The sequence below is a fragment of the Streptomyces sp. NBC_00829 genome, from assembly GCF_045161795.1.
Lineage (GTDB): Bacteria > Actinomycetota > Actinomycetes > Streptomycetales > Streptomycetaceae > Streptomyces.
Window position 1 is genome coordinate 4,355,001 of record NZ_CP108867.1, and the last position, 25,680, is coordinate 4,380,680.

24 protein-coding genes are annotated in these 25,680 nt (G+C 69.5%); 12 read left to right on the forward strand and 12 right to left on the reverse strand.

Annotated features, from left to right (window positions below; genetic code table 11):
- Positions 1–46: 46 nt before the first annotated feature.
- Positions 47–625, reverse strand: coding sequence for a dienelactone hydrolase family protein (locus tag OG293_RS19145; protein WP_405999991.1), 579 nt, complete (start codon positions 623–625; stop codon positions 47–49).
- Positions 626–784: 159 nt separating this feature from the next.
- On the opposite strand from OG293_RS19145, the gene OG293_RS19150 reads away from it, so the two are divergent.
- The 4 genes from OG293_RS19150 (at position 785) to OG293_RS19165 (ending at position 3,728) form a co-directional block, all read left to right on the forward strand.
- Entirely contained in the window at positions 785–1,444 is a 660-nt protein-coding gene (locus tag OG293_RS19150) for a hypothetical protein (RefSeq protein WP_405999992.1), read from the forward strand.
- A gap of 744 nt (positions 1,445–2,188) precedes the next feature.
- Positions 2,189–2,596: a helix-turn-helix domain-containing protein gene (locus OG293_RS19155; protein ID WP_405999993.1), complete on the forward strand. Its 408-nt coding sequence runs from the start codon at positions 2,189–2,191 to the stop codon at positions 2,594–2,596.
- A gap of 32 nt (positions 2,597–2,628) precedes the next feature.
- Positions 2,629–3,228 (forward strand): hypothetical protein, encoded by a 600-nt coding sequence (locus OG293_RS19160; RefSeq protein WP_405999994.1) that lies wholly within the window; start codon positions 2,629–2,631, stop codon positions 3,226–3,228.
- Between the two features lie 164 nt (positions 3,229–3,392).
- Positions 3,393–3,728 (forward strand): DUF2516 family protein, encoded by a 336-nt coding sequence (locus OG293_RS19165; RefSeq protein ID WP_405999995.1) that lies wholly within the window; start codon positions 3,393–3,395, stop codon positions 3,726–3,728.
- Positions 3,729–3,882: 154 nt separating this feature from the next.
- Here OG293_RS19165 and OG293_RS19170 read toward each other — a convergent pair whose 3' ends face one another.
- The 3 genes from OG293_RS19170 to OG293_RS19180 all read right to left on the reverse strand — a co-directional run bounded on the left by OG293_RS19170 (position 3,883) and on the right by OG293_RS19180 (position 7,587).
- Positions 3,883–5,337, reverse strand: a complete 1,455-nt coding sequence (locus OG293_RS19170) for a PP2C family protein-serine/threonine phosphatase (RefSeq protein ID WP_405999996.1) — start codon at positions 5,335–5,337, stop codon at positions 3,883–3,885.
- Between the two features lie 203 nt (positions 5,338–5,540).
- Complete coding sequence (locus OG293_RS19175) at positions 5,541–6,605, reverse strand: NlpC/P60 family protein (protein ID WP_405999997.1); 1,065 nt, start codon at positions 6,603–6,605, stop codon at positions 5,541–5,543.
- Between the two features lie 199 nt (positions 6,606–6,804).
- The gene (locus tag OG293_RS19180) at positions 6,805–7,587 is read right to left on the reverse strand and encodes a class I SAM-dependent methyltransferase (RefSeq protein WP_405999998.1); all 783 of its coding nucleotides are present in this window, start codon (positions 7,585–7,587) and stop codon (positions 6,805–6,807) included.
- Between the two features lie 158 nt (positions 7,588–7,745).
- Here OG293_RS19180 and mshA point away from each other — a divergent pair, with 158 nt between their 5' ends.
- Together mshA and OG293_RS19190 are read left to right on the forward strand one after the other, a co-directional pair.
- On the forward strand, positions 7,746–9,086 hold the full coding sequence (gene mshA, locus OG293_RS19185) for a D-inositol-3-phosphate glycosyltransferase (protein WP_405999999.1): 1,341 nt from the start codon (positions 7,746–7,748) through the stop codon (positions 9,084–9,086).
- A 25-nt stretch (positions 9,087–9,111) separates the two neighbouring features.
- Entirely contained in the window at positions 9,112–9,612 is a 501-nt protein-coding gene (locus tag OG293_RS19190) for a YbjN domain-containing protein (protein WP_406000000.1), read from the forward strand.
- Here OG293_RS19190 and OG293_RS19195 read toward each other — a convergent pair.
- A complete protein-coding gene (locus tag OG293_RS19195) occupies positions 9,594–10,973 on the reverse strand; it encodes an MDR family MFS transporter (protein WP_406000001.1) in 1,380 nt (459 codons plus the stop codon). The genes OG293_RS19190 and OG293_RS19195 overlap by 19 nt on opposite strands.
- 160 nt (positions 10,974–11,133) lie before the next feature.
- Here OG293_RS19195 and OG293_RS19200 point away from each other — a divergent pair, with 160 nt between their 5' ends.
- Positions 11,134–11,895 carry a phosphoglyceromutase gene (locus OG293_RS19200; RefSeq protein WP_406000002.1) on the forward strand — a complete coding sequence of 254 codons (762 nt, stop codon included), beginning with the start codon at positions 11,134–11,136 and terminating at the stop codon, positions 11,893–11,895.
- A 107-nt stretch (positions 11,896–12,002) separates the two neighbouring features.
- Here the strand turns inward: OG293_RS19200 and OG293_RS19205 are convergent, their stop codons facing one another.
- The 6 genes from OG293_RS19205 to phoU form a co-directional block, all read right to left on the reverse strand.
- The gene (locus OG293_RS19205) at positions 12,003–14,753 is read right to left on the reverse strand and encodes a cation-translocating P-type ATPase (protein WP_406000003.1); all 2,751 of its coding nucleotides are present in this window, start codon (positions 14,751–14,753) and stop codon (positions 12,003–12,005) included.
- Between the two features lie 47 nt (positions 14,754–14,800).
- Positions 14,801–15,838 (reverse strand): polyphosphate kinase 2 family protein, encoded by a 1,038-nt coding sequence (locus tag OG293_RS19210; protein WP_406000004.1) that lies wholly within the window; start codon positions 15,836–15,838, stop codon positions 14,801–14,803.
- Positions 15,835–16,377: a three-helix bundle dimerization domain-containing protein gene (locus tag OG293_RS19215; protein WP_406000005.1), complete on the reverse strand. Its 543-nt coding sequence runs from the start codon at positions 16,375–16,377 to the stop codon at positions 15,835–15,837. Before OG293_RS19215 ends, OG293_RS19210 begins: the two co-directional genes overlap by 4 nt.
- A gap of 287 nt (positions 16,378–16,664) precedes the next feature.
- Entirely contained in the window at positions 16,665–18,650 is a 1,986-nt protein-coding gene (locus tag OG293_RS19220) for a hypothetical protein (protein WP_406000006.1), read from the reverse strand.
- 382 nt (positions 18,651–19,032) lie between these two features.
- Positions 19,033–19,182 carry a hypothetical protein gene (locus OG293_RS19225; protein ID WP_406000007.1) on the reverse strand — a complete coding sequence of 50 codons (150 nt, stop codon included), beginning with the start codon at positions 19,180–19,182 and terminating at the stop codon, positions 19,033–19,035.
- Positions 19,183–19,355: 173 nt separating this feature from the next.
- Positions 19,356–20,033: a phosphate signaling complex protein PhoU gene (gene phoU, locus OG293_RS19230; protein ID WP_406000008.1), complete on the reverse strand. Its 678-nt coding sequence runs from the start codon at positions 20,031–20,033 to the stop codon at positions 19,356–19,358.
- A 200-nt stretch (positions 20,034–20,233) separates the two neighbouring features.
- Between phoU and OG293_RS19235 the strand changes: the two genes are divergently transcribed.
- Together OG293_RS19235 and OG293_RS19240 are read left to right on the forward strand one after the other, a co-directional pair.
- A complete protein-coding gene (locus tag OG293_RS19235) occupies positions 20,234–21,490 on the forward strand; it encodes a sensor histidine kinase (RefSeq protein ID WP_406000009.1) in 1,257 nt (418 codons plus the stop codon).
- A complete protein-coding gene (locus tag OG293_RS19240; RefSeq protein ID WP_142217884.1) occupies positions 21,487–22,167 on the forward strand; it encodes a response regulator transcription factor in 681 nt (226 codons plus the stop codon). Before OG293_RS19235 ends, OG293_RS19240 begins: the two co-directional genes overlap by 4 nt.
- A gap of 148 nt (positions 22,168–22,315) precedes the next feature.
- On the opposite strand, the gene OG293_RS19245 is transcribed toward OG293_RS19240, so the two are convergent.
- Complete coding sequence (locus OG293_RS19245; protein WP_406000010.1) at positions 22,316–22,999, reverse strand: DUF461 domain-containing protein; 684 nt, start codon at positions 22,997–22,999, stop codon at positions 22,316–22,318.
- Positions 23,000–23,629: 630 nt separating this feature from the next.
- Here OG293_RS19245 and OG293_RS19250 point away from each other — a divergent pair.
- The 3 genes from OG293_RS19250 (at position 23,630) to ispF (ending at position 25,567) form a co-directional block, all read left to right on the forward strand.
- The gene (locus OG293_RS19250) at positions 23,630–24,112 is read left to right on the forward strand and encodes a CarD family transcriptional regulator (protein WP_003953493.1); all 483 of its coding nucleotides are present in this window, start codon (positions 23,630–23,632) and stop codon (positions 24,110–24,112) included.
- 230 nt (positions 24,113–24,342) lie between these two features.
- Positions 24,343–25,089, forward strand: coding sequence for a 2-C-methyl-D-erythritol 4-phosphate cytidylyltransferase (ispD, locus tag OG293_RS19255; RefSeq protein WP_406000011.1), 747 nt, complete (start codon positions 24,343–24,345; stop codon positions 25,087–25,089).
- Positions 25,079–25,567 carry a 2-C-methyl-D-erythritol 2,4-cyclodiphosphate synthase gene (gene ispF / locus OG293_RS19260; RefSeq protein ID WP_406000012.1) on the forward strand — a complete coding sequence of 163 codons (489 nt, stop codon included), beginning with the start codon at positions 25,079–25,081 and terminating at the stop codon, positions 25,565–25,567. Before ispD ends, ispF begins: the two co-directional genes overlap by 11 nt.
- Positions 25,568–25,680: the final 113 nt, after the last annotated feature.

The following is a 25,680-nucleotide window of genomic DNA, read 5'->3' on the forward strand; positions in this document are numbered from 1 at the left end:
CGCTGGAGCACCGGCGAAGTAGCCTCTGAGGCGCGAGGGTGCCGGGCTATTTGATGCGGTCAAGGAAGCCGAGCACCCGATGGGTGACCTGCGTTGCGGCGTGGGCGTCGTGCGACGGAAGGCTGCTGTCGGCGAACAGGTGCTTGTCGCCTGGGTAGAGGAACAGTTGGGCATCCGCCGTCGTCTCGACGAGCGCGCGGGCCGCGTCCACATCGCCCTCTCCGGTGAAGAACGGATCAGCGTCCATGCCGTGAACCTGGACCGGGAGGTCCTGGGGCCAGGCACCGCCGAACTCCGAGACCGGGACGCATGCCTCAATCAACAGCGCGCCCTTTGCGCCGGGGCGGGTCTGGGCCAGCTTCTGCGCCGGCAGGACGCCAAGCGAGAACCCGAGGTAGACGAGTTCGGCAGGCAGTCCCTCGGCGGCGGTGGTTCCGCGCGCGATGATCGTGCCGAACCCGGTGTTCTCGGCGTAGCCGATGCCTTCCTCGAGGCTGTCGAAGACCTGCCCCTCGAACAGGTCCGGGACGTGGACGGTGTGTCCGGCTTGTCGCAGCTGCTCGGCAAACTCGCGGACGCCGGCTGTCAGCCCCTGCCCGTGGTGGAATACCAGCACCTCAGCCATGTCGCTCCCCTCGTGCTCAGCGGTGCCCGGGCGGCGCCGCAGCATGAGTATGACCCGCAGCACTGACACCCCCCTCGACGCTCTCCTGGACCCAGGCCGCTCGGACACGGGCCGCTGAACAGGTGCCCGAACTGGCTCAACCAGTGACACGTTTGAAGCGTGACTCTCACGTACGACGACATCGCGGAGCAGCAGGCGGACATCGCGCGCCTGCTGCTCCACCACATCCATGCCCCCTTGGCCGACGGCCGGTTCATCCGGGGTGTTCTGCCCTCGCCGCCTCCTGTCACGGAGGTCCGGGTCGTCACTGGCCCTCAACGCACGAGCGCGTCGGATGACTTGACGGCCTGGGAGATCCCTCTGCGCACCATCGGAGACCCTGAGGAACTGGCGGGCCCGAACGACGTCCTCGGCATCGTGCGTGCCTTGAACACCGGCACCCAGATCTTCTCCAGCAGCCGTGTCGACACGGTGATGGGCATGACCCTCATCCATGTGGATCCGGCGCAGGTCGCCCCCGTCGGCCCGGGGGAGTGCGACAACGCCTTCACCATCCTGCGCACCCTTACCTGCCCCTGGACTGAAGAACAGCCCGACCCACGACTGCGAGGGTTCCTTCTTCAGAGCCCCGACCGCATGCGCCTGTATGTCGACCACGAGGAAGACACCGACGTGGTCGCCGCCGACGTACGACCGTCCGGTGCCCTGACCGCCCTACTCGCGGCCCTTCCCTCCCTGATCGAGGAGGTGGAACGGACCGTGCCAGGCGACGTCGGCGACCCGCACTGCTCCCGCTTGATCAATCTCACCGACTGGTGACCCGAGAAGTCTGAGACGCCCAATGCTGGGATCGTCGCAAATTGCTCCGGGTAGCTTCTCGTTCGGCAGATGCGGAGAGGGAACTCTCGATCTCGGCGGCGGTCTCTCTCAGCATGGTGGCGAACCACATGGTTCCGTCGAACCTGGGGACCAGCTCCACCTGGAGCCGGTCGTTGAATTCGTCGATGAACTGCTGGAACCCGTGCCCCTCCCGGAGGGTGATTGATCGCCAGTGGGGTGGGGCGTAGAGAGCGGTGGTTGTGACGGTTTCCGGGTAGTGGGCGATGAGACAGCAGCACCAGCCGGTCTCGCTCCAGCCACGACTCGAACCCCACGTGATCACCGCAGGTCGCCGACCAATTCCAGCCGCACCAGTTGCCCTGACCTCGAAATGCCGGGAAACGCCGCTCAGGCGGCACGTCCTCGAACCGGACCGGCCACAACTCGCCCAGCGTGCCCCGCCGCCGTACGCCCGCCGCAGTGACGTACTCGACCTCGAAGGCCTCCGCGGACTCCGGAACCTGTCCATGCTCCGCCACCCCGGCCTCCGGTACGACGCTGACCTGCAAGTTGCCCGGTCATGACCGAGACACCCACTCACATGCCCGGAGATCTCCGAGACTGCCCGGACATCGCAGAGACAGGGTACTTATCGTGCTCAGGCTCATTGGGGCGGCATGTTGCGTGGAACACTATTGCAAGCAGGTGCTTGCAATAGTTAGCGCGGCCGGGCACCATTGTGGCATGGCATCACTCAACGTCGGCAATCTCGGCGAATACCTGCGCGAGCAGCGGCGCACCGCGCAGCTGTCGCTGCGGCAGCTCGCCGACGCCGCCGGGGTGTCCAATCCGTATCTGAGTCAGATCGAGCGCGGACTGCGCAAGCCCAGCGCGGAAGTGCTGCAGCAGGTCGCCAAGGCCCTCCGGATCTCCGCGGAGACCCTGTACGTCCGGGCCGGGATACTCGACGAGCGGGAGCGGGACGAGCTGGAGACGCGTGCCGTCATACTGGCCGACCCCTCGATCAACGAGCGGCAGAAGCAAGTGCTGCTGCAGATCTACGAGTCCTTCCGCAAGGAAAACGGCGCGGACACCGACGATGACGGCCCCCGCACGGCCGACACCAGTGATGCCGGACCACCCTCAGTCTGAACACCGAACTGCGATCCGGGAGGACCCCAGTCATGGCCATCACCGATGACCTGCGTAAGACCCTCACCGACCCGACCCCGCTCTACTTCGCGGCCGGCACCGCCGACCTCGCTGTTCAGCAGGCGAAGAAGGTCCCCGCGCTGATCGAGCAGATCCGGGCCGAGGCTCCGGGTCGTATCGACGCCGTGCGCAACACCGACCCCAAGGCCGTCCAGGAGAAGGTGACCACCCAGGCCAAGGAGGCCCAGGCCACCGTGCAGGCCAAGGTCACCGAGGTGATCGGGAACATCGACACCGACCTGAAGAAGCTGGGCGAGACCGCTCAGGACCTGGCGCTGCGTGGTGTAGGCGTGGCCGCCGAGTACGCCGTCAAGGCCCGCGAGACGTACGAGAAGGTCGCCGAGCACGGCGAGCAGACCGTCAGGGCCTGGCGTGGCGAGGCCGCCGAGGAGATCACCGAGATCGCCGTGGCCGTCGAGCCCGAGCCGGAGAAGGCACAGGAGCCCGCGGCCGAGACGTCGAGTGAGTCCTCCGAGGCCGGGGCCGAGGCGAAGAAGCCCGGCCCGCCTGCGGCCCGTAAGGCTCCGGCCCGCAAGGTCTCGGCGAAGAAGGCCACCCCGCCGGCCAAGTAGGCGCGTGGTCCGGGGGCCGGACCGGGCGGAATCCCGCCCGGCGGCCTCGCTCCGGCCAGGTCCGGGGAGCCGGATACGGGTCGGGCACCATTGGGGTGCCCGGCGCGTTCTCCCGGTACCTTGGCCGCGAGGCGCTACAACCACTCATGAGGCGGTGCTCAGCAATGTTGCGCGCGGGATTCGACTTCACTCTCTGGCTCGTCATCGACCTGGTCTTCCTGGTCACTGCCGTGACCGCACTGGTCATGGCGTTGTTCGCCCGTGACGACGCCTACCGCGCTGCCGACAAGCAGACCAAGTCCTTCTGGCTGATCATCCTGGGCATCACGGTCGCGTTGAACCTGTTCGTGAACGTGTTGTTCCTGTCGATCGCCGGGCTGATCGCCAGCATCGTCTTCCTCGTGGACGTCCGGCCCGCCCTCAAGCAGGTCTCGGGCGGCGGACGGCGCGGCGGCTCCAGCAGTGACGGTCCGTACGGGCCGTACAACGGCGGCAGGTAGGACACCGGCGGCAGGCAGGAACGGCGGCAGGAAGAACACCGGCGGCAGGAAGAACGCCTACGGCCGTCGCGACAAATCGGACGCATGTGGCTCCGACCCTGGCCGGTTCCCCGGGCCCGGTCCGCCGGTCGCCCGGCCGTATCCCGTCTGTGGGTCAGCCGGTCGCTCGGCTGCGAGAACCGCTTCTGCTCAGCAGCAGCACCGCCACATCGTCGGTGAGGTCCCCGCCGTTCAGCTCGCGCACCTCGGCGACCGCCGACTCCAGCAGCGCCTCGCCCCGCAGCCCCGCCGCCAGCTGCCGGTTGATCATCTCCAGCATCCCGTCCTGGCCCAGCCGCTGCTTCTCGCCCGGCCCGGTGCGCCCCTCGATCAGCCCGTCGGTGTACATCATCAGGCTCCACTCCCCGCCGAGCTCCACCTGTCTGCGCGGCCAGCGCGCACGCGGCAGCAGCCCCAGTGCCGGGCCGCTGTTCTCGTACGGCAGGAGCTGTGCCGCCCGTCCCTTGCGGGTGATCAGCGGGGACGGGTGGCCCGCGAGGCACAGGCCGGCCCGCCGTCCGTCCGGGGCGATGTCGACGGTGCAGAGCGTCGCGAAGATCTCCTCGCTCTCCCGCTCGTGCTCCAGGACCTGCTGAAGGGTCGAGAGCAGCTCGTCCCCGCACAGGCCCGCGAAGGTCAGGGCCCGCCAGGCGATGCGCAGTTCGACGCCGAGCGCCGCCTCGTCCGGGCCGTGCCCGCAGACGTCGCCGATCATCGCGTGGACCGTGCCGTCCGGGGTGCGGACCGTGTCGTAGAAGTCGCCGCCGAGCAGCGCGCGCGAGCGGCCCGGCCGGTAGCGCGCGGCGAACCGCAGATCCGATCCCTGGAGCAGCGGAGTGGGCAGCAGACCGCGCTCCAGCCGGGCGTTCTCCTGGGCGCGCAGCTTGGACTCGGCCAGTTTCACCTGGGCCGTGTCCGCGCGTTTGCGTTCCACCGCGTACCGGATGGCGCGGCTCAGCAGCCGCCCGTCGAGTTCGTCCCGGAAGAGATGGTCCTGCGCACCCACCCGTACCGCCTCGGCGGCGCGCTCCGCGTCCCCGGACGTCGTCAGCGCGAGGACCGCATGGCGCGGCGCGAGCCGCAGTACGTGTTCGAGCGAGGCGAGCTCCCCGTCGCCGCCGCCGGGCAGTGAGAGGTCGAGCAGGATGCAGTGGACGTCGTCCGTGAGCAGCCGCTCCGCCTCCGTGAGGTTGCGGGCGCTGCGGATACGGACGCGGGTGCCGGCCGCGTCGAGCAGCTCGGGGACGGAGAAGGTGCCCGCGGGGTCGTCCTCGATCACCAGCAGCGTCAGGTCGCTGCCGCTGGTGCTCACGGAGGAGCCCACGACGGCGGAGCCGACGGCGGCCGGGCTCACGGACGGGCGCATGACGGAGGAGCCCACGGTGGCCGGGCTCACAGCGGCCGGGGCCACGGTGGACGAGCGCGCGGAGAAGCCCGTCGCGGGGCTCGGGCCCGAGCCCCGGGCAGAGCCCTGGCTGGAGCCCGCGCCGGAGCTCGTGTCAGGGCTCGAGCTCCCGTGGGCAGTCTCCGCGACGGGGACATGCCTCTGTCGCGGTACGGGTACGGGCATCGGTTCCGGTTTCCTTCCCTCTCCCCGAGGGCGCGGCGAGGCGACGATCGAAGCCCCACCAGACGGGGACCATAGCGGTACCGGCCGCCACAACGGAATGCTGTGGAGCACACCGCAGATGGCATATGCCACGCATGCGGAGGTACTTGGTCAGGGGGCCATGACGAACATCACGCGTCCGCCGCCGTTTCTTCGCCAAAGCGTCACTTGTCGGGGCGTACGACCCCGAGAATCTCCATCGAACCCGCCCCTGTCATCGTCACATTCCGCCCCGGCCGCGGGGCATGCACGATCGCGCCGTCGCCGATGTACATCCCCACGTGGCTCGCGTCCGAGTGATAGATGATCAAGTCGCCGGGTCGCATGTCCTTGATGGCGATCCGGGGCAGCAGCCGCCACTGTTCCTGTGAGGTACGGGGGATGGGCCGGCCGGCAGCAGCCCACGCCTGGGACGTCAGCCCCGAGCAGTCGTACGACCCGGGCCCCTCGGCGCCCCACTCATACGGCTTGCCGATCTGCGCCGTCGCGTACGCGAGTGCCTTCTTGCCCTGCTCGCTCGCCTTGCCGTTGACCTCTGCGAGCGCGCCCGAGCTCAGCCAGGCCGACTGCGCCTTGTACTGCGCCTGCTGTTCCAGCTGGAGGAGCCGTGCCAGCTCCTCCTTCTCCAGCTGGTCCTCTATCTTCTTGGCCGCGTCGAGCTGGGCGGTGATCTCCTTCTTGGCCTTGGCCTGCCGCAGGCGGTTGGCCTCCAGCTTCTGCCACTGGGTGCTCGCGTCCTTGGTGTACGCCGCCAAGTCGGCCTGTGTCCTGCTCAGTTCCCCGAGGAGGTCGCGGGTCGCCTTCTGCCCCTGCTGGATCCTGCCCGCGCCGTCCAGGAAGAGTTGAGGGTCGTCGGTGAGCACCAGCTGAGCCTCGGGCGGCAGTCCGCCACCGCGGTACTGCTCGCGGGCCGCGGCGCCCGCGCGGTTCTTCAGATCGTTGATACGGGCCTGGCCTTTGACTATCTCCTGCGCCAGCCTGACGATTTCGGCCGACTGCTTGTCGGTCTGTTCCTCTGCGAGGTTGTACGCGTCGGTCGCGGACGCGGCCTTGCGGTAGAGGGCCTCGATCTCCAGACGCACCTGTTCGAGGGACTTCTTGGGTGCGCCGGCGGCGGTGCCGGAGGGCGGCGGCGGCTCGGGGGCCGCGAAGGCCTGGCCGGGTGACGCCAGCACGGTCAGCGCGCAGACCAAAGTGATCGCGGCAGTGGCACAGCGGCGTCGGTTCACGACTCCCCCTCCGGACTCAGGGTGAACGCCAGAACACCTGAATGTGATTTACCGTCAGTAACATATGGGCCAACGTCGCGATGGTGCCACGGCGTTCGTCAAATCGACAGGGTCGGTCGTCCCAGATCTGCCGACTGGTTGATCGGCCCCACCGTCAGGGACGAACAATGCGCCCGTCGCGTTCCCCTGTTCGAAGCCTTCACCCGGAATTGGGTGCTACCGCACTCCAGTTCACGGTCACTTCACCTTGACGCCACCGTCCGCGTCCGTCCGCCAGCGGCCAGTCGGCTGCCACGTCCTGTACGGCTCGGATCCAGCGCTGCCGCGCGCCCAGCGAGGCGTACGGCGCGGCGCCCGCCCACGCCCGGTCGAAGTCCCGCAGGAACGCGTGTACCGGCTCGCCCGGCACGTTGCGGTGGATCAGCGCCTTGGGCAGCCGCTCCGCCAGGTCCGAGGGCCGCTCCAGAGAGCCGAGCCGGGTCGCGAAGGTGAGGGTGCGCGGGCCTTCGGGGCCGAGTGCCACCCACACGTGCCGCCGCCCGATCTCGTCGCAGGTTCCCTCGACCAGCAGCCCGTCCGGCGCGAGGCGCGCGCACAGCCGGGCCCAGACGGCCGCGACCTCGCCCTCGTCGTACTGGCGCAGCACGTTGGCCGCCCGGATCAGCGCCGGCGGCCTTTCCAGGGGCACTTCGAAGCCGCCGTGCCGGAAGCTGAGCCCCTCCCGCTCGTAAGGCTTCGCCGCCGCGACCCGAGCCGGGTCGATCTCGATGCCGACGACCTCGCAGCGCGGGTCGGCGGTGCGCAGTCGCTGGAGGAGTTCCAGGGCCGTCCAGGGGGCCGCTCCGTATCCGAGGTCGACGGCGACGGGCGCCTCGCTCCGGCGCAGCGCCGGGCCGTGCGTGGCGGCGATCCAGCGGTCCATGCGGCGCAGGCGGTTGGGGTTGGTCGTCCCGCGGGTGGCGGTGCCGACGGGGCGGTTCATGGAAGCGAGGGTATGCGGTCACGACACGGCGGCCGGACCGTAATGATTTGGCAAAGGGGTGGGCCGCGGGAAATGGAGGAGAAGGGTCCGCTGTTGTGAGGCTGTATGGCTGCTCATGCCCGCAGCTTGCCGTGCCCGGAGCGAGGAGGACCTTCGACGTGAGCCAGTACGTCTCCCGCCTCAGCAGCAGTCTGGTGGCTCCCCGCATCAGGTTTCCCGGTGGCCACCGCAAGCCCCGCCGGGTGGCCATGCTCAGCGTCCACACCTCCCCGCTGCACCAGCCGGGGACGGGCGACGCGGGCGGCATGAACGTCTACATCGTCGAACTCGCCAAGCGGCTCGCCGCGATCAACATCGAGGTCGAGATCTTCACCCGGGCCACCTCGGGCGGGCTCGCGCCGGTCGTGGAGCTGGCCCCCGGCGTACTCGTACGCCATGTCGACGCGGGGCCCTACGAGGGCCTGGCCAAGGAAGACCTCCCGACCCAGCTGTGTGCTTTCACGCACGGCGTGATGCAGGCTTGGGCCGGCCACCGTCCCGGCCACTACGACCTGGTCCACTCCCACTACTGGCTCTCCGGCCATGTCGGCTGGCTCGCCGCCGAGCGGTGGGGCGTGCCGCTCGTGCATGCCATGCACACCATGGCCAAGGTCAAGAACGCCGCGCTCGCCGAGGGCGACACGCCCGAGCCCGCGTCCCGGGTCATCGGCGAGACCCAGATCGTCAGCGCGGCGGACCGGCTGATCGCCAACACCGCGGAGGAGGCCGACGAGCTCGTCCGCTTCTACGACGCCGACCCGGCGAAGGTCGCGGTCGTCCACCCCGGCGTGAACCTGGACCGCTTCCGCCCGGCCGACGGGCGCGCAGCGGCACGGGCCCGCCTGGGGCTGCCCCAGGACGCCTTCGTCCCGCTCTTCGCGGGCCGCATCCAGCCGCTGAAGGCCCCCGACATCCTGCTCCGCGCGGTGGCGCTGCTGCTGGACCGGGATCCCTCCCTGCGCTCCCGGCTCTACGTGCCGATCGTCGGCGGTCCGAGCGGCAGCGGCCTGGCCAAGCCGGAGGGCCTGCAGAAGCTGGCCGCACGCCTCGGCATCGCGGATCTCGTGCACTTCCAGCCGCCGGTCGGCCAGGACCGGCTCGCGGACTGGTTCCGCGCCGCGTCCACGCTGGTCATGCCCTCGTACAGCGAATCGTTCGGCCTGGTGGCGATCGAGGCGCAGGCGGCGGGCACACCGGTGGTGGCGGCGGCCGTCGGCGGCCTCCCGGTGGCCGTGCGCGACGAACTGAGCGGCTTCCTGGTCCAGGGCCACAACCCGGCGGACTACGCGGCTGCGCTGCACCGCTTCCTCGACGACCCGTCCCTGTCCGCGCGCATGGGCGCGGCGGCGGCCCGGCACGCCGGCTACTTCGGCTGGGACACGGCCGCGTCGGCGACAGCGGACGTCTACACGGCGGCGATGTACGAACATCGCCGGCGGGTACGCTCGCACCATGGCTGACGTACCGCCCGGGTACGCTCGCACCATGGCTGACGTACAGCAGACGGCGCAGGTCATCGAGCGGACGCTGAAGGACGCGGAACTCGAGTGGGAGAGTCCGGAACCCGGCTCGTACGTGGTCAAACTCCCCGGTACCCGCAAGCTCGCCACCACCTGCTCGCTGCGGGTCGGCAAGCACTCCCTGTCGGTCAACGCTTTCGTCGTCCGCCACCCCGACGAGAACGACGCGGCGGTGCACCGCTGGCTGCTGGAGCGCAATCTGCGTCTGTACGGGGTGAGTTACGCGATCGACCATCTCGGCGACGTCTACCTGGTCGGCCGGCTCCCGCTCTCCGTGATCACGCCCGAGGAGCTCGACCGTCTGCTCGGCACGGTCCTGGAGGCCGCGGACGGCGCTTTCAACACGCTCCTTGAGATGGGTTTCGCGAGTGCGATCCGCAAGGAGTACGCCTGGCGGGTGTCGCGGGGTGAGTCCACCCGCAACCTGGAAGCGTTCACACATCTGACTCACGACGCCTCCGACTGACCTGGGCCCGACGTCGGTCCGGCTTCTGACCTGGGCTTCGCCCGTCCCCCGTCCCCCGTCGCGCCATCCCCGCTCCGCGAACGCACTCTCCGTACAGCCGCCGGCTCCGGCGCGGACGCCATGACCTCGTCCTCCCGCCCGCCGTCCTCGACCGCCTCCGCCGGGAGGGTGCGCATCAGCAGCCAGTACCCGAGCCCGGCCACCGTCCCCAGCACCGCGGTCATGCCCCACAGCCACTGGGCCCCGAACCGGTCGATGACCAAACCGGCCATCAGCGGGGCGACCAGCGCGGCCACCGACCAGGACAGGGTGTACATGCCCTGGTACCGGCCGCGGCCGTGCAACGGCGAGAGGCGCACGACCAGTCCGGTCTGGGTCGGCGCGTTGACGATCTCGGCCAGCGTCCAGACACAGACGGTCAGCGCATAGACGGCGATCGACCCGGCGAAGGCGGTGAGCCCGAAGCCGTACCCGGCGAGCAGCGAGGAGATGATCAGCAGCCGGCGCGGATCGCGGTGCTCGATGCAGCGGGTGACGGGGATCTGGAGCGCCACGATCAGAACGCCGTTGACCGCGATCGCGATGCCGAAGTCCGAGGCGGAGAAGCCGTCCGCGCCCATCGCCAGAGGCAGTCCGGCATGGCCCTGCATGAAGACCAGCGCGACGAGGAAGGACAGGCCGACGACGCTCATGAACCGCCCGTCGCGCAGGACCGTGCCCATGCTGATCGGGGGCTCGACGGGGGCGTCCGTCGCCTCGACCCGCTCCGGCCGCGACTCGGGAAGCTTGACGAAGATGACGACCGCGCAGATCAGGGTCATCGCGGCCTCGCCCAGGAAGCCGGCGAGGTAGCTGTACTCGGCGATGAAGCCGGCAGCCGCGGAGGAGACGGCGAAGCCGAGGTTGATCGCCCAGTAGTTGAGCGAGAAGGCCCGCACCCGGTCCTCGGGCCGGACGATGTCGGCCATCATCGCCTGCACTGCGGGCCGGGAGGCGTTGGAGGCCATGCCCACCACGAAGGCGACCGCCGCGATGGCCACCGGATGCTGGACTAAGCCGAGCACGGCGACGGAGACGGCGGTGGAGGTCTGGGCGATCAGCAGCGTGGGGCGTCGTCCGAGCCGGTCGGTCATCACTCCGCCGCCGAGCGAGGAGACGACACCGCCGAGCCCGTGGAGCGAGGCCACCAGACCGGCGTACGAGGCGGAGTAGCCCCGGTCGACCGTGAGGTACAGGGCCAGGAAGGTGGCGACGAAGGCGCCGAGCCGGTTGACCAGGGTGCTGGTCCACAGCCACCAGAACTCCCGGGGCAGTCCCGCCACGCTTTCTCTCGCCGCACGTCGAAGATCTGCCATGGACATACGGTCCCCCCGGGAGCGGCGCTGGTAAGTGCCTGAGCAGGCATTCGCACGTTACATATGCGGGGCTCCCGGCCGCCAGTGAATTGACGCCGGCCGTCAACCGAGTCCGCTCTGCGGGCAGCGGAGCGGCGCGGGGGAGACGTCTATTAGTCTCGTACGCATGGCCGACGCACCGTACAAGCTGATCCTCCTCCGCCACGGCGAGAGCGAATGGAACGCGAAGAACCTGTTCACCGGCTGGGTGGACGTCAACCTGACGGAGAAGGGCGAGAAGGAGGCAGTCCGCGGCGGTGAGCTGCTGAAGGACGCCGGCCTGCTCCCCGACGTGCTGCACACCTCGCTCCAGAAGCGCGCCATCCGCACGGCGCAGCTCGCGCTGGAGTCAGCGGACCGCCTCTGGATCCCGGTCCACCGCTCCTGGCGGCTGAACGAGCGCCACTACGGTGCGCTGCAGGGCAAGGACAAGGCGCAGACCCTGGCCGAGTTCGGCGAGGAGCAGTTCATGCTCTGGCGCCGCTCGTACGACACCCCGCCGCCGCCGCTCGCCGACGACAGCGAGTTCTCGCAGGCGAACGACGCGCGCTACGCCTCGATCCCGAGCGAGCTCCGCCCGCGGACCGAGTGCCTCAAGGACGTCGTCGAGCGGATGCTGCCGTACTGGTACGACGGCATCGTCCCGGACCTCCTGACCGGCCGCACGGTCCTGGTCGCCGCCCACGGCAACAGCCTGCGCGCGCTGGTCAAGCACCTGGACGGCGTCTCGGACGCAGACATCGCGGGCCTGAACATCCCGACGGGCATCCCGTTGGTCTACGAGCTGGACGCCGACTTCAACCCGGTGAAGCCGGGCGGCACGTACCTCGACCCGGACGCGGCGGCGGCGGCGATCGAGGCCGTGAAGAACCAGGGCAAGAAGAAGTAGCTCCGACTGATCAGGCCCCCTGCCTGCGGGTTCTCCGCCGGCAGGGGGCTTGTCGCTGTGCTGGGGGCCGTGTCTGGGCCCCCAGGTGCCTGATCGGGCCGACACGGTTACGTCGTCACTCGAACGGGGCGCGGTGACCCGTTGCGCTTCACCCTGCGGGCCAGGAGCTTGCCCGATTCCCACAGGAGCAGGAGCACGACGGCGGACAGCAACGCCCAGCCGAACTGCCGCAGGTTGATCTCGGTGGTGCCCAGGATGTGGCGGAACCCGTCCATCTGGGTCACCAGCACCGCGAGGACGAACTGGGCCAGCGCCACCCAGTTCATCTGCTTGCTGTCGAACGTGCTCGTCGTCAGTACCGAATCCGTCTCGCTGCGGCATTCGAACGCGGCCACGATCAGGCAGAGCGCGAAGGCGGTGAACGCCATCGAACTGCCGATGTGGACGCTCCCGAAGTGGGACTCACCCAGCTTGATCAGCCCGAGCAGCAGCACGGTGATCGCCAGCCCGCCGAGCCCGACCGTCACCATCACGGGCCGGGTCAGTACCGACTCCCCGCGAGGACGCGGCCTGCGGCGCATGAGCCCCGGGCTCTCCTGGTCGAAGCCGAGCGCGAAGCCGAACGAGGCGTTGACCACGAAGTGGATCCACAACACCTGCGGCGGGGTGAAGGGTTCACCGGCCGCGATGTTGAAAAGGGTGGCTCCGAGGAAGGTCAGTACGAAGGTGACCAGCAGCAGGAGTACGAACCGGATGTACTTGGTGAGGTTGTCGTAGAGCTTTCTGCCCTGCTCCACGGCGTACACGATGGTGGCGAAGTTGTCGTCGGACAGGATCATCCGCCCCGCGTTCTTCGCCACGTCGGTGCCGCTGCCCATGGCGATACCGATGTCGGCGGACTTGATCGCGGGCGCGTCGTTGACGCCGTCGCCGGTCATCGCCACGACGTCGCCCTTCTTCTTGAGCGTGGCGGCGAGCAGCACCTTGTGCTCCGGCGCGACACGCCCCACCACGCCGATGCCGTCGATGCGGGCCAGTTGCTCGTGTTCGGGGAGCGCGGCGAAATCGGCGCCGAGGATGGCTTCACCCGAGATCCCCAGCTGCCGGGCGATGGCGGCACCCGTGGTGACGTCGTCCCCGGTCACCATGCGGACCCGGATATGGGCGGCCTGGGCGCTTGCCACGGCGGCCCGGCACTCGTCGCGCGGCGGATCGACCATGCCGACCAGGCTGGTCATCCGCAGGTCGGTGACGTAGGCGAGCAGGTCGGCGTCGGGATCGAAGCCGGCCGGGTCCAGATCCCGGGTTGCCGCTGCCATCACCCGGCGCCCCTCACCGCCCATGCGCTCGGCCTGCTCCTGGGCGCGCCGTCCGAGCTCGGCGTCCCACGGGACGGTCGCGCCGGCCGAGAGCGCGGTGGCCGCGCGGGCCGTCACCGCCGGTGCGGCGCCCTTGACGAAGCAGCGCACCACCGGCCGGCCGGATGAATCGACGGCGGAGTTGAAGGTGGCCATCAGTTTGTAGCTCGGGTCGAACGGCAGCGTGGCGATGCGGGACAGCCGCTCACGCGTGGCTTCGATGTCCAGCCCGGCCTTGTGGGCCAGTACCAGGAACGCCCCCTCGGTGGGATCGCCCACGACCTCGCCGTCCACCAGCTTGGCGTCATTCGCGACGAGGTACGGGAGGATCGCGTCCTCGATGCCCGCGGAGGAGCCTGCGGCGTGATGGATCCTCCCCTGGAGGCCGTAGCCCGTGCCCGAGACGGTGTACCGGTCGGCGGGGGTCACGACCTCGACCGCCGTCATCTCGTTCAAGGTCAGCGTGCCGGTCTTGTCCGAGTTGATCGCCGACGTGAACGCCAGGGTTTCGACCGACGGCAGCTCCTTCACGATCGCGTTGCGCTTGGCCAGGTTGAGGCTGCCGACGGAGAGGATCGCCTGGGTCACCGTCGGCAGGGCCTCGGGAATGGCGGCGATGGCCAGCGAGACCGCGCTGACGAACAGCACGTCCCATGCCTGGTCGCGGCTGCGCCCGAGGGCAAACATCACGATCATGGTCAGGCCCGCGGCGGCCGTGATCCACAGGGTCAGCCTGTCGAGCTCCCTGGTGAGCGGCGGCTCCTCCTTCTCGGTCGCCGACAGCATCTCCGAAATCTTTCCGAGCTCTGTGTCCTGGCCGGTCGCGGTGATGATGACGACACCGCTGCCATGCGTGACCGGGGTGTGCATGAACGCCGTGTTCGACTGGTCCCCCGGGCCCAGCCGGGCGTCCGGCAGCGTTCCGGCGTCCTTCACGGCCGGGACGCTCTCGCCCGTGAGGGCCGACTCGTCGATCTGCAGCGCGTGGGCTTCGATGATCCGCCCGTCCGCCGGGACCTGGTCACCGGCGGCGATGAGCACGACATCGCCCACGACCAGCTGTTCCGCCGCTATCTCCGACTCGGTTCCATCGCGCCTCACCCGGGACGTCGCCGTCAGCATGGACTTCAGCGCGTTCATCGCGCTCTCGGCCTTGCCCTCCTGGCGCAGGCCCACGATCGCGTTCAGCAGCGTCAGCAGGATGAGCAGGATCGCCGTGCTCCACTGCGCGATCAGCAGGGAGACCACCGCCGCTGCCACGAGGACGATCTGCATGTAGCTGCGGTACTGCTCGATGAAGCGCCGCCACGCCGGACTCGGCTTCTCCTCCGGCAGCTCGTTCGGTCCGTTCACGGCCAGCAGCTCGGCGGCCCGGGCCGCGGAGAGTCCGGACGCCGGATCGGCACCGAAGGCCGACGCGACCTCCTGAGGGGAACGCGCATACCAGGCCTCCGGGGCACCGGGCCGCTGCGCGTCTGCCCGCTTCGGCTGCATCACCATCGTCAGGCCTCCGATCCGGATCCGGTCCGCCCACGCTCCGACGGGTTTCAGGTCCGCTTGCTCTTCTTGGTCCGCCGCGCCGTATCGGACGACTGCCTACGCGTGTCCGTACGGCCGGTTCGGTGCTGTGAGCCGCCGGCTTCGGGGATCGGATGCCGGGCCGCGTACGGATCGGCCGGCGCGCCCTCGGGGGCCTCGGCCTCCAGCTCCCGCCTGGCGGCCCGGAGGTCCTTGCGCGCCTCCTTGCCGACCACGGGGTAGCGGGGGTCGATGTCCATCAGCGTGTGCGCCAGCACCGCTGCCGTGCAGATGCGCGCGAACCACTTCCGGTCCGCCGGTACGACGTACCAGGGCGCCCACGGCGTACTGGTCGCCGACAGCATCTCGGAGAACGCGTGCTGGTAGTCGTCCCACCGCCGGCGCTCCCGGACGTCGGCGGCGGAGAACTTCCAGTTCTTCTCGGGCAGGTCGAGCCGCTTCATGAAGCGGATGCGCTGCTCTTCCTTGGAAAGGTTCAGGAAGACCTTCACCACCTTGAACCCGTTGTCGGTCAGGTAGCGCTCCCAGTCGTTGATGTCCCGGTAGCGACGGGTCCAGACGTCCGCTCCGCGCACCTGCTCCGGCAGCCGCTGCCGATCGAGGACCTCCGGGTGCACCCGGACGACGAGGACCTCCTCGTAGTGCGAACGGTTGAAGATCGCGATGTCGCCGCGCGCGGGCAGCCTGGCGGCGTACCTCCACAGGTAGTCGTGGTCGAGCTCCTCGGCGGAGGGCTGCTTGAAGCTGCTCACCTTGACGCCTTGCGGGTTCACCCCGCTCATCACGTGCCGGATCGTCCCGTCCTTGCCTCCGGCATCGAGCGCCTGCAGACAGAGCAGCACTCCGTAGGTGTCCTGGGCGGCCAGACGCTCCTGGTACTCGGCGAGCAGCGACACACCCGTGTGCAGCAGCTCCACACCGTGCTTCTTCTTCAGGCCTGCCTTGTAGCGGGGGTCGAAGTCCCTGCCCAGGTTCACCCGCGATCCCGGCTTCACCCGCAGTGGCCCGATGAGCTTCGCGATGCGTTCGGCCCTGGCGTCCGTCATGACGACCCGCCTCGCTTCCCGTCACGCAGAGTGCCCCGCGGTTCAGGGCGTTCGCCCATATGGCGCACGTCCGACTCGGGCGGGGGCCGGAACCTCTTGGGTAGCCACCTGCTGCGCAGGGGAGAACGAGCCGTGCTTTCGCTCGACTGCTCCGACGTCCCTGGGGTCGTCGGCAGCGAGGGGGCCGAGCCGCGTTCGGCTGCCGACGCGGGGGAGCCGGCTTCACGGTCGCTGGCGCCGAGCATGTACCGGACCCGGCGTTCGACCAGAATCGGGACGTAAGTCCTGATCTTCGCCTGCTGGAACGTGCCGTGGGCTGTCGCGATCGCCGCGTCCACGATCGCCGCGTCGACCGAGGGGTAGGCGGTCTTCAAGCCTGCGGCCATCCGGATCAGGGCAACTGCCTCGTCCTGCCGGGCGGACGGCTCGGCCGCCTGGGGCGCGGCCGGACCGGTGCATACGTCCGGTCCGGGACCGCGACTCGTTCCCCGCGGCGGGGTGTTGTCGCCGGCCATGGGTGCCGGCTCATCCGTCTTCATAGCTCAACCGCCCGCGCGCTCGCAGGACCCAGTGCTCAAGGGTCGGAGACTGCATGGCCGGTGGCCCCGGACCCGACAACCCCGACGCGGTTCGACGGCCGGCTGCGAGGCCGCCTACCTCATTCTCGGGCTCCCCGGTCGAAACCGCCTCACGGGCAAAACGAAGGGGCACCCCTTCGTCATGGAGCCTGCCCCACTCTGAACCGCCCCCGCACCGCTTTGGATCATCACGTGTGGACCAGGTGTGGACCAGATGCCGACGTTGGCGGGTCACTGGGCCTGTGGGGCTACGGGAGGCCGCCGATGGGGACGGTCATAGCGGTCGCTTCGGCCTCCGTCTGCGGGGTCACGTGGGTGTCCGGTGTGCGGAACCGGTAGAGCAGGAGGAGGGCAACTGCGGGGACGACCAGGTAGAGCAGTAGGACGATGAGGGCCTGCGTGGTTCCGTGACCGTCGAAGTAGATCGAGTTGCGGAGCAGGAGGTAGGCGTTGCGCGGTGGCAGGTACGGGCCGATGGCGCGCCAGAACGCCGGGAGGTAGGGAACTCCGTTCGCTCCGCCGGACGAGGGGTTGCCGAAGAGGACGACCACGATGATGGTCACGAGGGTTCCGGCTGCTCCGAGGAGCTTTTGCAGGACGGCGGCGACGACGGCGACCGCCGCGATGATCAGGGACAGGATCGGCCAGACGATCCAGAACTTCTGGCTGGGGTAGCCCTGAAGCCAGAAGCAGACGACAACGTTGACCAGCAGACCGGCGACGATGGCGAACCCGGTGAGTGCGGGCAGGCGCCAGCGTCCGACCGAGGTCCCGGTCGTTGCCCGGAGCATCGTCGCGCTCATGTAGCCGCCGACGAGCAGCGGGATCAGCATCAGCGACTCGACCAGGCCGAAGGGGTCCTTCTTCGGCAGCGGATGGGGCGCGTACGGCTGGACGTGGAGCGGTTGTCGGAGCTTCTCCGCGGCGACCTCGAAGTTCCCCGCCAGGTCGAGGGGAGCGACGTCGCTGAGGGTGGGGACGACGAGAAGCGTGTTCGATGTCGGTCCGGGGATGAGCGCGCCGTAGATCTTGGCCTGGTCGATCGCCTCTTTCACGGCGGATTCGTCGGGATACAGGGTGACCTTGAGGGAGAGGTTCTTCTGGGCCGCGGTCAGGACCGGGGACCGGCCTGTGGCACCGAACGGCATGTTGGTCGCGACGGGCTCGTGCGCTGAGCTGATGTAGTTCGCGGTGAACAGGCACTGCATCACCCCGGCGATCGCCAACGCGACGAGGGCCCGCACGAGGGGTCTTGGCCCGGAGGAAGGTGCGGCTGTGGAGCCCGCCCTGTGGGAGGGAGCTGTCCTGCTCTTGGCCGGTCGCCACCGGCCCAGGTAGCCGATGACGATGCCCCCCACCAGCGCGTAGAGGCCGAGGACGATGAGCGGCGTGGTGATGTTGTTGCCGTCGAAGTAGATGACGTTGCGCAGCAGTGTGACGGCCTGCTGGGGCGGGAAGATGGCGCCGATGTGCTGCCAGTAGGAGGGCAGCAGGGAGATCCCCACCCCGCCGGCCGCGGACCCGCCGACGATGATGAACAGGGTCGCCACCAGGAGAGTGCCCACAGGTCCGAAGAGGCGTTGGAAGGCTGCGGCGGCGAGGGTGACGGCGCCGGCGATCAGGATGAAGCACGGCAGGAGCGGCCAGAAGCGGCTGTTGTCGTAGGCGCCGATCCCTGGCCCGGCGATCAGGTCGGTCACGAGAGCTCCGACCGCCGAGTAGCCGACGAGCATCGCCACGTGCCATGGTGCGGCGGCCGTCCTGGTCGCTTTGAGCACCAGGACGGCGGCCAGATATCCGCCGATGAGCAGCGGGATCAGGAGCAGTCCGGCGACGCCGCCGAGACGGTCGCTCTTGGGCAGCGGCTTGACGGTCTTCACCACCAGGGGCTTGCCGAGCTTCTTGGCCGCGTCGTCGAACGCGGCTTCCAGCTCCACGCGGCCGAAGAAGCTCTTGGCGGGGACCACGATCAGCGTGTCGGTCCTGGGACCGGGCAGATAGGCGCCGTAGAGCTTGCTCTGGTCGATCGCTTCGAGCACCGCCGGCTCGTCCGCGTAGCTCAGGGTCTGGAGCGACACCTTCTCCGTCACCGCGTTCACGACCGGGGACGCGCCGGTCACACCGAACGGAACGTTGCGCAGCACGAGCAGCTGCAGCGCGCTGACGAGGCAGAGGGCGAACAGGCTTTGCAGGATCAGCACGACCCCGAGCCCGCCCAAGATCTTCTTCATCATGCGAAAACCACCCGGCCCGCGTCGACCTCGCAGCACGAAATGCGCCCAGGTCGGCCGTGCTGGCCTTGAGTACTCAGCCCAGCCAGCCGATCAAGAACTCCCCTGTCGACCGGGTAGGTACGCATCGTGCCCATGCGGGCACACTATGTTTTCGCTGTGCGGGGGGCGCGCCGAGTAGCGCAGCCGGATGAAGCCGGATGAGCACGGACCATCACGGGCCGGTATCTCCGCGGATCGGCAGCCCGCGCAAGCCACGGTGAACGGGCTGCCTGTCGAGCGGGATCGCCTGGGGCACGGACCCTGTGGCCGGTACATGTGTGGGCCCCGTCCTCCCAGGACGGGGCCCACACATGTACGTACGCGAGTGGTCTGCCGGTCGCCACTACCCGCAGCAGCCGCCGCACTGGCAGGGTCCGCCCGACTGACAGCCGCAGCCACAGCCCGAGCCGCAGCCGCAGGCGCCGAGCAGGGGCAGGAAGACCACGTCGACGGGGGCTTCCTGCTGAGGGTCGGTCGTGGGGGATTCGGCCATGGGTCCCTCCTCATGGGCGCACCTGTGTGACGCCCCTGCCCAGTTCATGCCCGCGCGGGCAGGCGCATCAACAGCGCGCGGAGGCATTTCCGCCCGCCCCCCGCCCGTCTCCCCCCGGGTCGCGCGCCCTTGCCCGCCGGGGCGGTGGCCGATCACGGCCGGGATCGGCGCGGCTATACGCCCTCGACCTGCGTCGGCGGCTGGATATCGTCCGCGTGCTCGCCCGTGACCAGGTACACGACCCGCTTCGCCACCGACACCGCGTGGTCCGCGAATCGCTCGTAGTAGCGGCCGAGCAGCGTCACGTCGACCGCCGTCTCGATGCCGTGCTTCCAGCGGTCGTCCATCAGGTGCTGGAAGAGCGTGCGGTGCAGCAGGTCCATCTCGTCGTCGTCCTGCTCCAGCTGGAGCGCCAGGTCGACGTCCTTGGTGATGATGACCTCCGCCGCCTTGGCCATCAGCCGCTGCGCCAGCTGACCCATCTCCAGGATCGTGGCGTGCAGGTCGCGCGGCACCGCCGGGTCCGGGAAGCGCAGCCGGGCCAGCTTGGCCACATGCTGGGCCAGGTCGCCCGAGCGCTCCAGGTCCGCGCTCATCCGCAGCGAGGTCACCACGATCCGCAGATCCGTCGCCACCGGCTGCTGGCGGGCCAGCAGGGCGATCGCGCGCGCCTCCAGGTCGTGCTGAAGGTCGTCGACCTTCTGATCAGCGGCGATGACGCTCTCCGCCAGCTTCAGATCGGCATCGAGCATCGCCGTCGTGGCGCGCCCGATCGCCGACCCGACCAGCCGGGCCATCTCGACCAGGCCCTCGCCGATCGAGTCCAGTTCCTCGTGGTACGCGTCACGCATTGTGGGTGTCCCTCTCTCGATGCGTCCGGGGTCCGGGTGGGGCTCGGACCCCCACGCTCCCACGTTGCCGCTGAAACCCGTCCGGCTCCTCCACCGCAAATGAACCGGCACTATCCCCTTGGTGAACTCTGGGCGACGACTGTTCGAGGTGCCACCCGTTTGGCTGGGAGCATGTCGGAGACCACGCATAACCTGGATGCATGGACGTGAACGCGGCGGTCGCCGCAGCGGCAGCGATCGCCGGGTTGTGCACCGGTGTCATCGCCATGCTGGCGTTCCGCTGGAGCGAACGCGACCAGACGCGCCCCACCCGCACATCCCTGCACACCGACGCCGTGCTCCCGCCCGGCGTCGATACGGTCCTGTCCGTGCTCCGCTCCTCCGCAGTCGTCCTCGACGAGAGCGACTCCGTCGTCAAGGCCAGCTCCGCCGCATACGCCCTCGGTCTGGTGCGCGGCGGCAAGCTCGCCGTCGAACCCATGCTGCACATGGCCCGCGACACCCGGCGCGACGGCGAAATAAGACAGGTCGAACTGGACCTGCCTCGCCGCGGCACCGGCCGCGGCGAGGCCCTCGCCGTCTCCGCCCGGGTGGCCCCGCTCGGCTCCCGGCTCGTCCTGCTGCTGGTCGAGGACCTCACCGAGGCCCGCAGGATCGAAGCGGTACGGCGCGACTTCGTCGCGAACGTCAGCCATGAGCTCAAGACCCCCGTCGGTGCGCTCTCCCTGCTCTCCGAGGCCGTCATGGGCGCCTCGGACGACCCCGAGGCGGTCACCCGCTTCGCCGGCCGGATGCAGATCGAGGCGACCCGGCTCACCAACCTCGTACAGGAACTCATCGACCTCTCCCGGGTGCAGAACGACAACCCGCTGGAGGACGCCGAGCCCGTCCGTGTGGACGAACTGGTCGCCGAGGCCATCGACCGGTCCCGGCACCCCGCGTCCACCAAACAGATCACGATGGCCGCCGGAGGCACCGCCGACCTGCACATCTGGGGGAACCGTGGCCAGCTGGCCGCGGCCCTCGGAAATCTGGTCGAGAACGCCGTCAACTACTCCCCGGCCCGCACCCGCGTCGGTATATCGGCGCGCCGTGTGGCCGCGCCCGGCGGCGATCACATCGAGATCGCCGTCACCGACCAGGGCATCGGTATCTCCGAGAAGGACCGTGAGCGGGTCTTCGAGCGGTTCTACCGCGTCGACCCCGCCCGCTCGCGTGCCACCGGAGGCACCGGCCTGGGACTGGCCATCGTCAAGCACGTGGCCGCCTCGCACGGCGGGGAGGTCACTGTGTGGAGCTCCGAGGGACAGGGCTCCACGTTCACGCTGCGGCTTCCGGAAGCGGGCGCCGTGCGGGACCGTATCGCCACCGGTCCGGATCGCGTCGATGAGGACGACGACCGGCCTTATGACACCGACCCGAACGCCGAAATCCCTGCCCCGGAGGTCCTTCCGTGACCCGAGTGCTCGTCGTCGAGGATGAGGAATCATTCAGCGACGCCCTGTCCTACATGCTCCGTAAGGAGGGCTTCGAGGTCGCCATCGCGACCACGGGGCCCGAGGGGCTCGACGAGTTCGAGCGCAATGGCGCCGACCTCGTCCTTCTCGACCTGATGCTGCCCGGCCTGCCGGGCACCGAGGTGTGCCGCCAGCTGCGGGGCCGCTCGAACGTCCCGGTGATCATGGTGACCGCCAAGGACAGTGAGATCGACAAGGTCGTCGGGCTGGAAATAGGAGCCGACGACTATGTCACCAAGCCCTTCTCCTCGCGGGAGCTGGTCGCCCGCATCCGCGCGGTCCTGCGCCGCCGCGGCGAGCCGGAGGAGGTCACCCCGGCGGCCCTGGAGGCGGGCCCGGTCCGGATGGACGTGGACCGCCACGTCGTGACGGTCTCGGGCGGAAAGGTCGACCTCCCGCTCAAGGAGTTCGACCTGCTGGAGATGCTGCTGCGCAACGCGGGCCGGGTGCTGACCCGTATGCAGCTGATCGACCGGGTGTGGGGCGCGGACTACGTGGGCGACACGAAGACGCTGGACGTCCACGTGAAGCGCCTCCGCGCCAAGATCGAGCCGGACCCGGGTGCGCCGCGGTATCTGGTGACGGTGCGAGGGCTGGGCTACAAGTTCGAGCCGTAGGCCGGCCTGCGGCGTGACGGGCGGACGGAGTCCGGCACCGGGGACGCCGTGGCACACACGACCCGCCGGCGCAAACGCATGGGATACGAGGGGCGCCCCGCCAGAGCTTCTGGCGGGGCGCCCCTCGTCGTCTCCGTGCGGGGGTGGCTCAGTGACCCGCGTTGTTCGAGGCCGACGCCGAGTCCGACGGGGTGCCCGGGTCGCCCGACTGGCCGTTGCCCGGCTCGCCCGGGGCGCCCGAGACCGACGGGCTGCCCGAGGGGGCGGACGGCGTGCCCGAGGGCTCCTGCGCGGGCTTCTCCGGCGGCTTCGGCAGCGAACTCGGGCCGTACCCGGCGAAGTAGCTCGTCGCCGGGACGACGGCGGCCTGCAGCGTGACGTCGCCTGTCTCGCTGAAGCGGAACACGATGTCCTGCACACCGCCGGTGTTCTTGGCCGCGGCCTGGCCGTTCTCGATCACCGCGGACGCGTTCCCCGCGCCGCCGATGATGATCGAGCTCTGGGCCGGCACGGTGACCGGGCCGGAGCCCGTGGCCGGGGACAGCTTCACCGGCGAGCTGACGCCGGGCAGCGTGATCGTGTCGATCGTCTGCTGCTCGGTGCTGTTGTTGAAGATCGTCGCGGACACGACCGCGGGGCCCTCCGCCTCGGCCTTCGGCTGGGTGATCACCGCCGCGTTCTGGACCTTGATCCCGTCGACGGTCGTCTCGGCGTTGTCCGGGCGGACCTCAAGGGTCTGAGCGTCCATGCCCGCACCACAGGCGGAGAGCGAGGCGATCGAGAACACGACGGCGGTGGCGGCGAGGGCGCCGCGTCGAAGGCTGCGGCTCACGGCGGCGGCATCTCCTAGACGTACGGACTGGCTACGGACAGGCGTTGAGCTGACGTTGTACCGGCTGAACAGGTGCGAACCGGCGCGCGGAACCGGACCGCAGATCGCCGAGCCCGTGTCAGTTCGCGCTTAGGTTACCGAGCGCTCGCGCCCGCCCCGCACCCGACCCGCCCCTTCGTACGCCGCCACCGCCGGCCGTACGCCTCCGCGCAGGGCGAGGCGGAGCGATCTTGCTCTTTCCCTCTCCGTTCACATAACCACGGTGATCAATTCCGCGGGCCGCCACACATTCCTTCCGGAATACCTCCCGGTGATCAATTCGGGATTCTGCGGCGGATCCGTCCGTACGGGTGACCGACCGCCGAACGGAGTACGGTAAGTTCATCACTTGGAACCCGTCAAATCGGGACATACAACCCATGCGGCGGGGCTCGTGTTGCGTGTAACGTGCGCGTTTCTGTCCGCCCGTGCAGCCGCTCCGACCTGCGAATACCCCCCTCCGGAACCGGCCCGCAGCACGTTCGTGTTGCTGTTGTCAAGCCCCGAGATATGCCCTGACCTGCGAAAACGCCATTCAGTAGAAGGCGTATCCGTGTTACCCTGGATAGCCACGGAAGGGGTACCTGTCACATGACGTTCAAGGTTGGCGACACCGTGGTCTATCCCCATCACGGGGCCGCGCTGATCGAGGCCATCGAAACTCGCCAGATCAAAGGCGTGGACAAGACCTACTTGGTGCTCAAGGTCGCTCAGGGCGACTTGACTGTTCGCGTGCCGGCGGACAATGCAGAGTTCGTGGGCGTTCGCGATGTGGTTGGTCAGGACGGGCTCGACCGGGTCTTCGAGGTGCTGCGCGCACCGTATGCCGAAGAGCCGACGAACTGGTCCCGGCGCTACAAGGCAAATCTCGAGAAGCTCGCCTCCGGCGATGTCATCAAGGTCGCCGAAGTAGTGCGTGACCTGTGGCGTCGCGAGCGGGAGCGAGGGCTTTCCGCGGGCGAGAAGCGCATGCTCGCCAAGGCGCGCCAGATTCTGGTGAGCGAGCTCGCCCTCGCGGAGAACACCAACGAAGACAAGGCCGAGGCTCTGCTCGACGAGGTCCTCGCGTCCTGACGCACAAATGCCGCGGTGCCCGCTGACATGCTGTGACTACAGTTCTGTCGCCGGGCGCTGCGGCATGTTCTCTTCCTGATCACAGCACGCACAACCTGAATTGCTGGTGTGCCGGGCCCGGGCGGCTGGCGCAGACCAGTTCACGGAAGGGTCCGGTCAAGGCGTCGCGCCCGGCACGCTGTGGCCATACCCATGTCGGCCAAGGACACAAACCTGCCGGAGTGCAACCGATGTCAGACGAATCGCGCCCCTACCGCACCGCAGCGGTGATCCCGGCGGCCGGGCGGGGCGTACGGCTCGGTCCGGGTGCCCCCAAGGCTCTCCGGACACTGAACGGCACGCCCATGCTCATCCACGCCGTACGCGCCATGGCCGCATCCCGAGCCGTGTCGCTCGTCGTCGTGGTGGCCCCGCCCGACGGCGCCGGTGAGGTGAAGAACCTCCTCGACGACCACGCACTGCCCCAGCGCACCGACTACCTGGTCGTGCCGGGGGGCGAAACCCGCCAGGAGTCGGTCCGTCTCGGCCTCGACGCACTGCCGGACAACATCGACGTCGTGCTCGTCCACGACGCCGCACGTCCGCTGGTGCCCGTCGACACCGTCGACGCGGTGATCGAGGCGGTACGGGACGGAGCCCCCGCGGTCGTTCCGGCGCTGCCGCTGGCGGACACCGTCAAGGAGGTCGAGCCGGGCGGGAAGGGCACACCCGAGCCGGTCGTCGCCACGCCGGTGCGCGCGCGGCTGCGCGCCGTACAGACCCCGCAGGGCTTCGACCGGGACACACTCGTGCGCGCCCATGAGAGCGTCGTCGTCGACGGCGACGGCGCGACGGACTGCGCGGGCATGGTCGAGCAGCTCGGCGGGCCCGTCGTGGTCGTGCCCGGCCACGAGGAGGCGTTCAAGGTGACGCGTCCGCTCGATCTCGTACTCGCCGAGGCGGTTCTCGCCCGCAGGAGGGCCAACGATGGCTTCTAGCACCGTCCCCCTCGTCGGCATCGGCACCGATGTGCACGCCTTCGAGACGGGCCGTGAGCTGTGGTGCGCCGGGCTCCTGTGGGAGGGCGAGGAGGGGCTCGCCGGGCACTCCGACGGCGACGTCGCCGCCCACGCCGCCTGTGACGCGCTTTTCTCGGCGGCCGGTGTCGGCGACCTCGGCGCCCACTTCGGTACCTCGCGGCCCGAGTGGTCCGGCGCGTCCGGCGTCACGCTGCTCACCGAGGCGGCGCGGATCGTGCGGGCCGAGGGCTTCGAGATCGGCAATGTCGCCGTCCAGGTCATCGGCGTGCGCCCGAAGATCGGCAAGCGGCGCGAGGAGGCCCGCAAGGTGCTCAGCGAGGCGGTGGGCGCGCCCGTGTCCGTCTCCGGCACGACGACGGACGGGCTCGGGCTGACCGGACGGGCGGAGGGCCTCGCCGCGATCGCCACGGCGTTGGTGTTCCGCACGAACGGCTGAAATCCCTGGCACCGGGCGACGAATTGTCGCCCGGAAAGCCCGTGTTGTCGTCTGGAAGTCCCGTGTCCGACGCGTATCCCGCTCGGACTAGGTCACAAAGTCGTTCCCGGGTC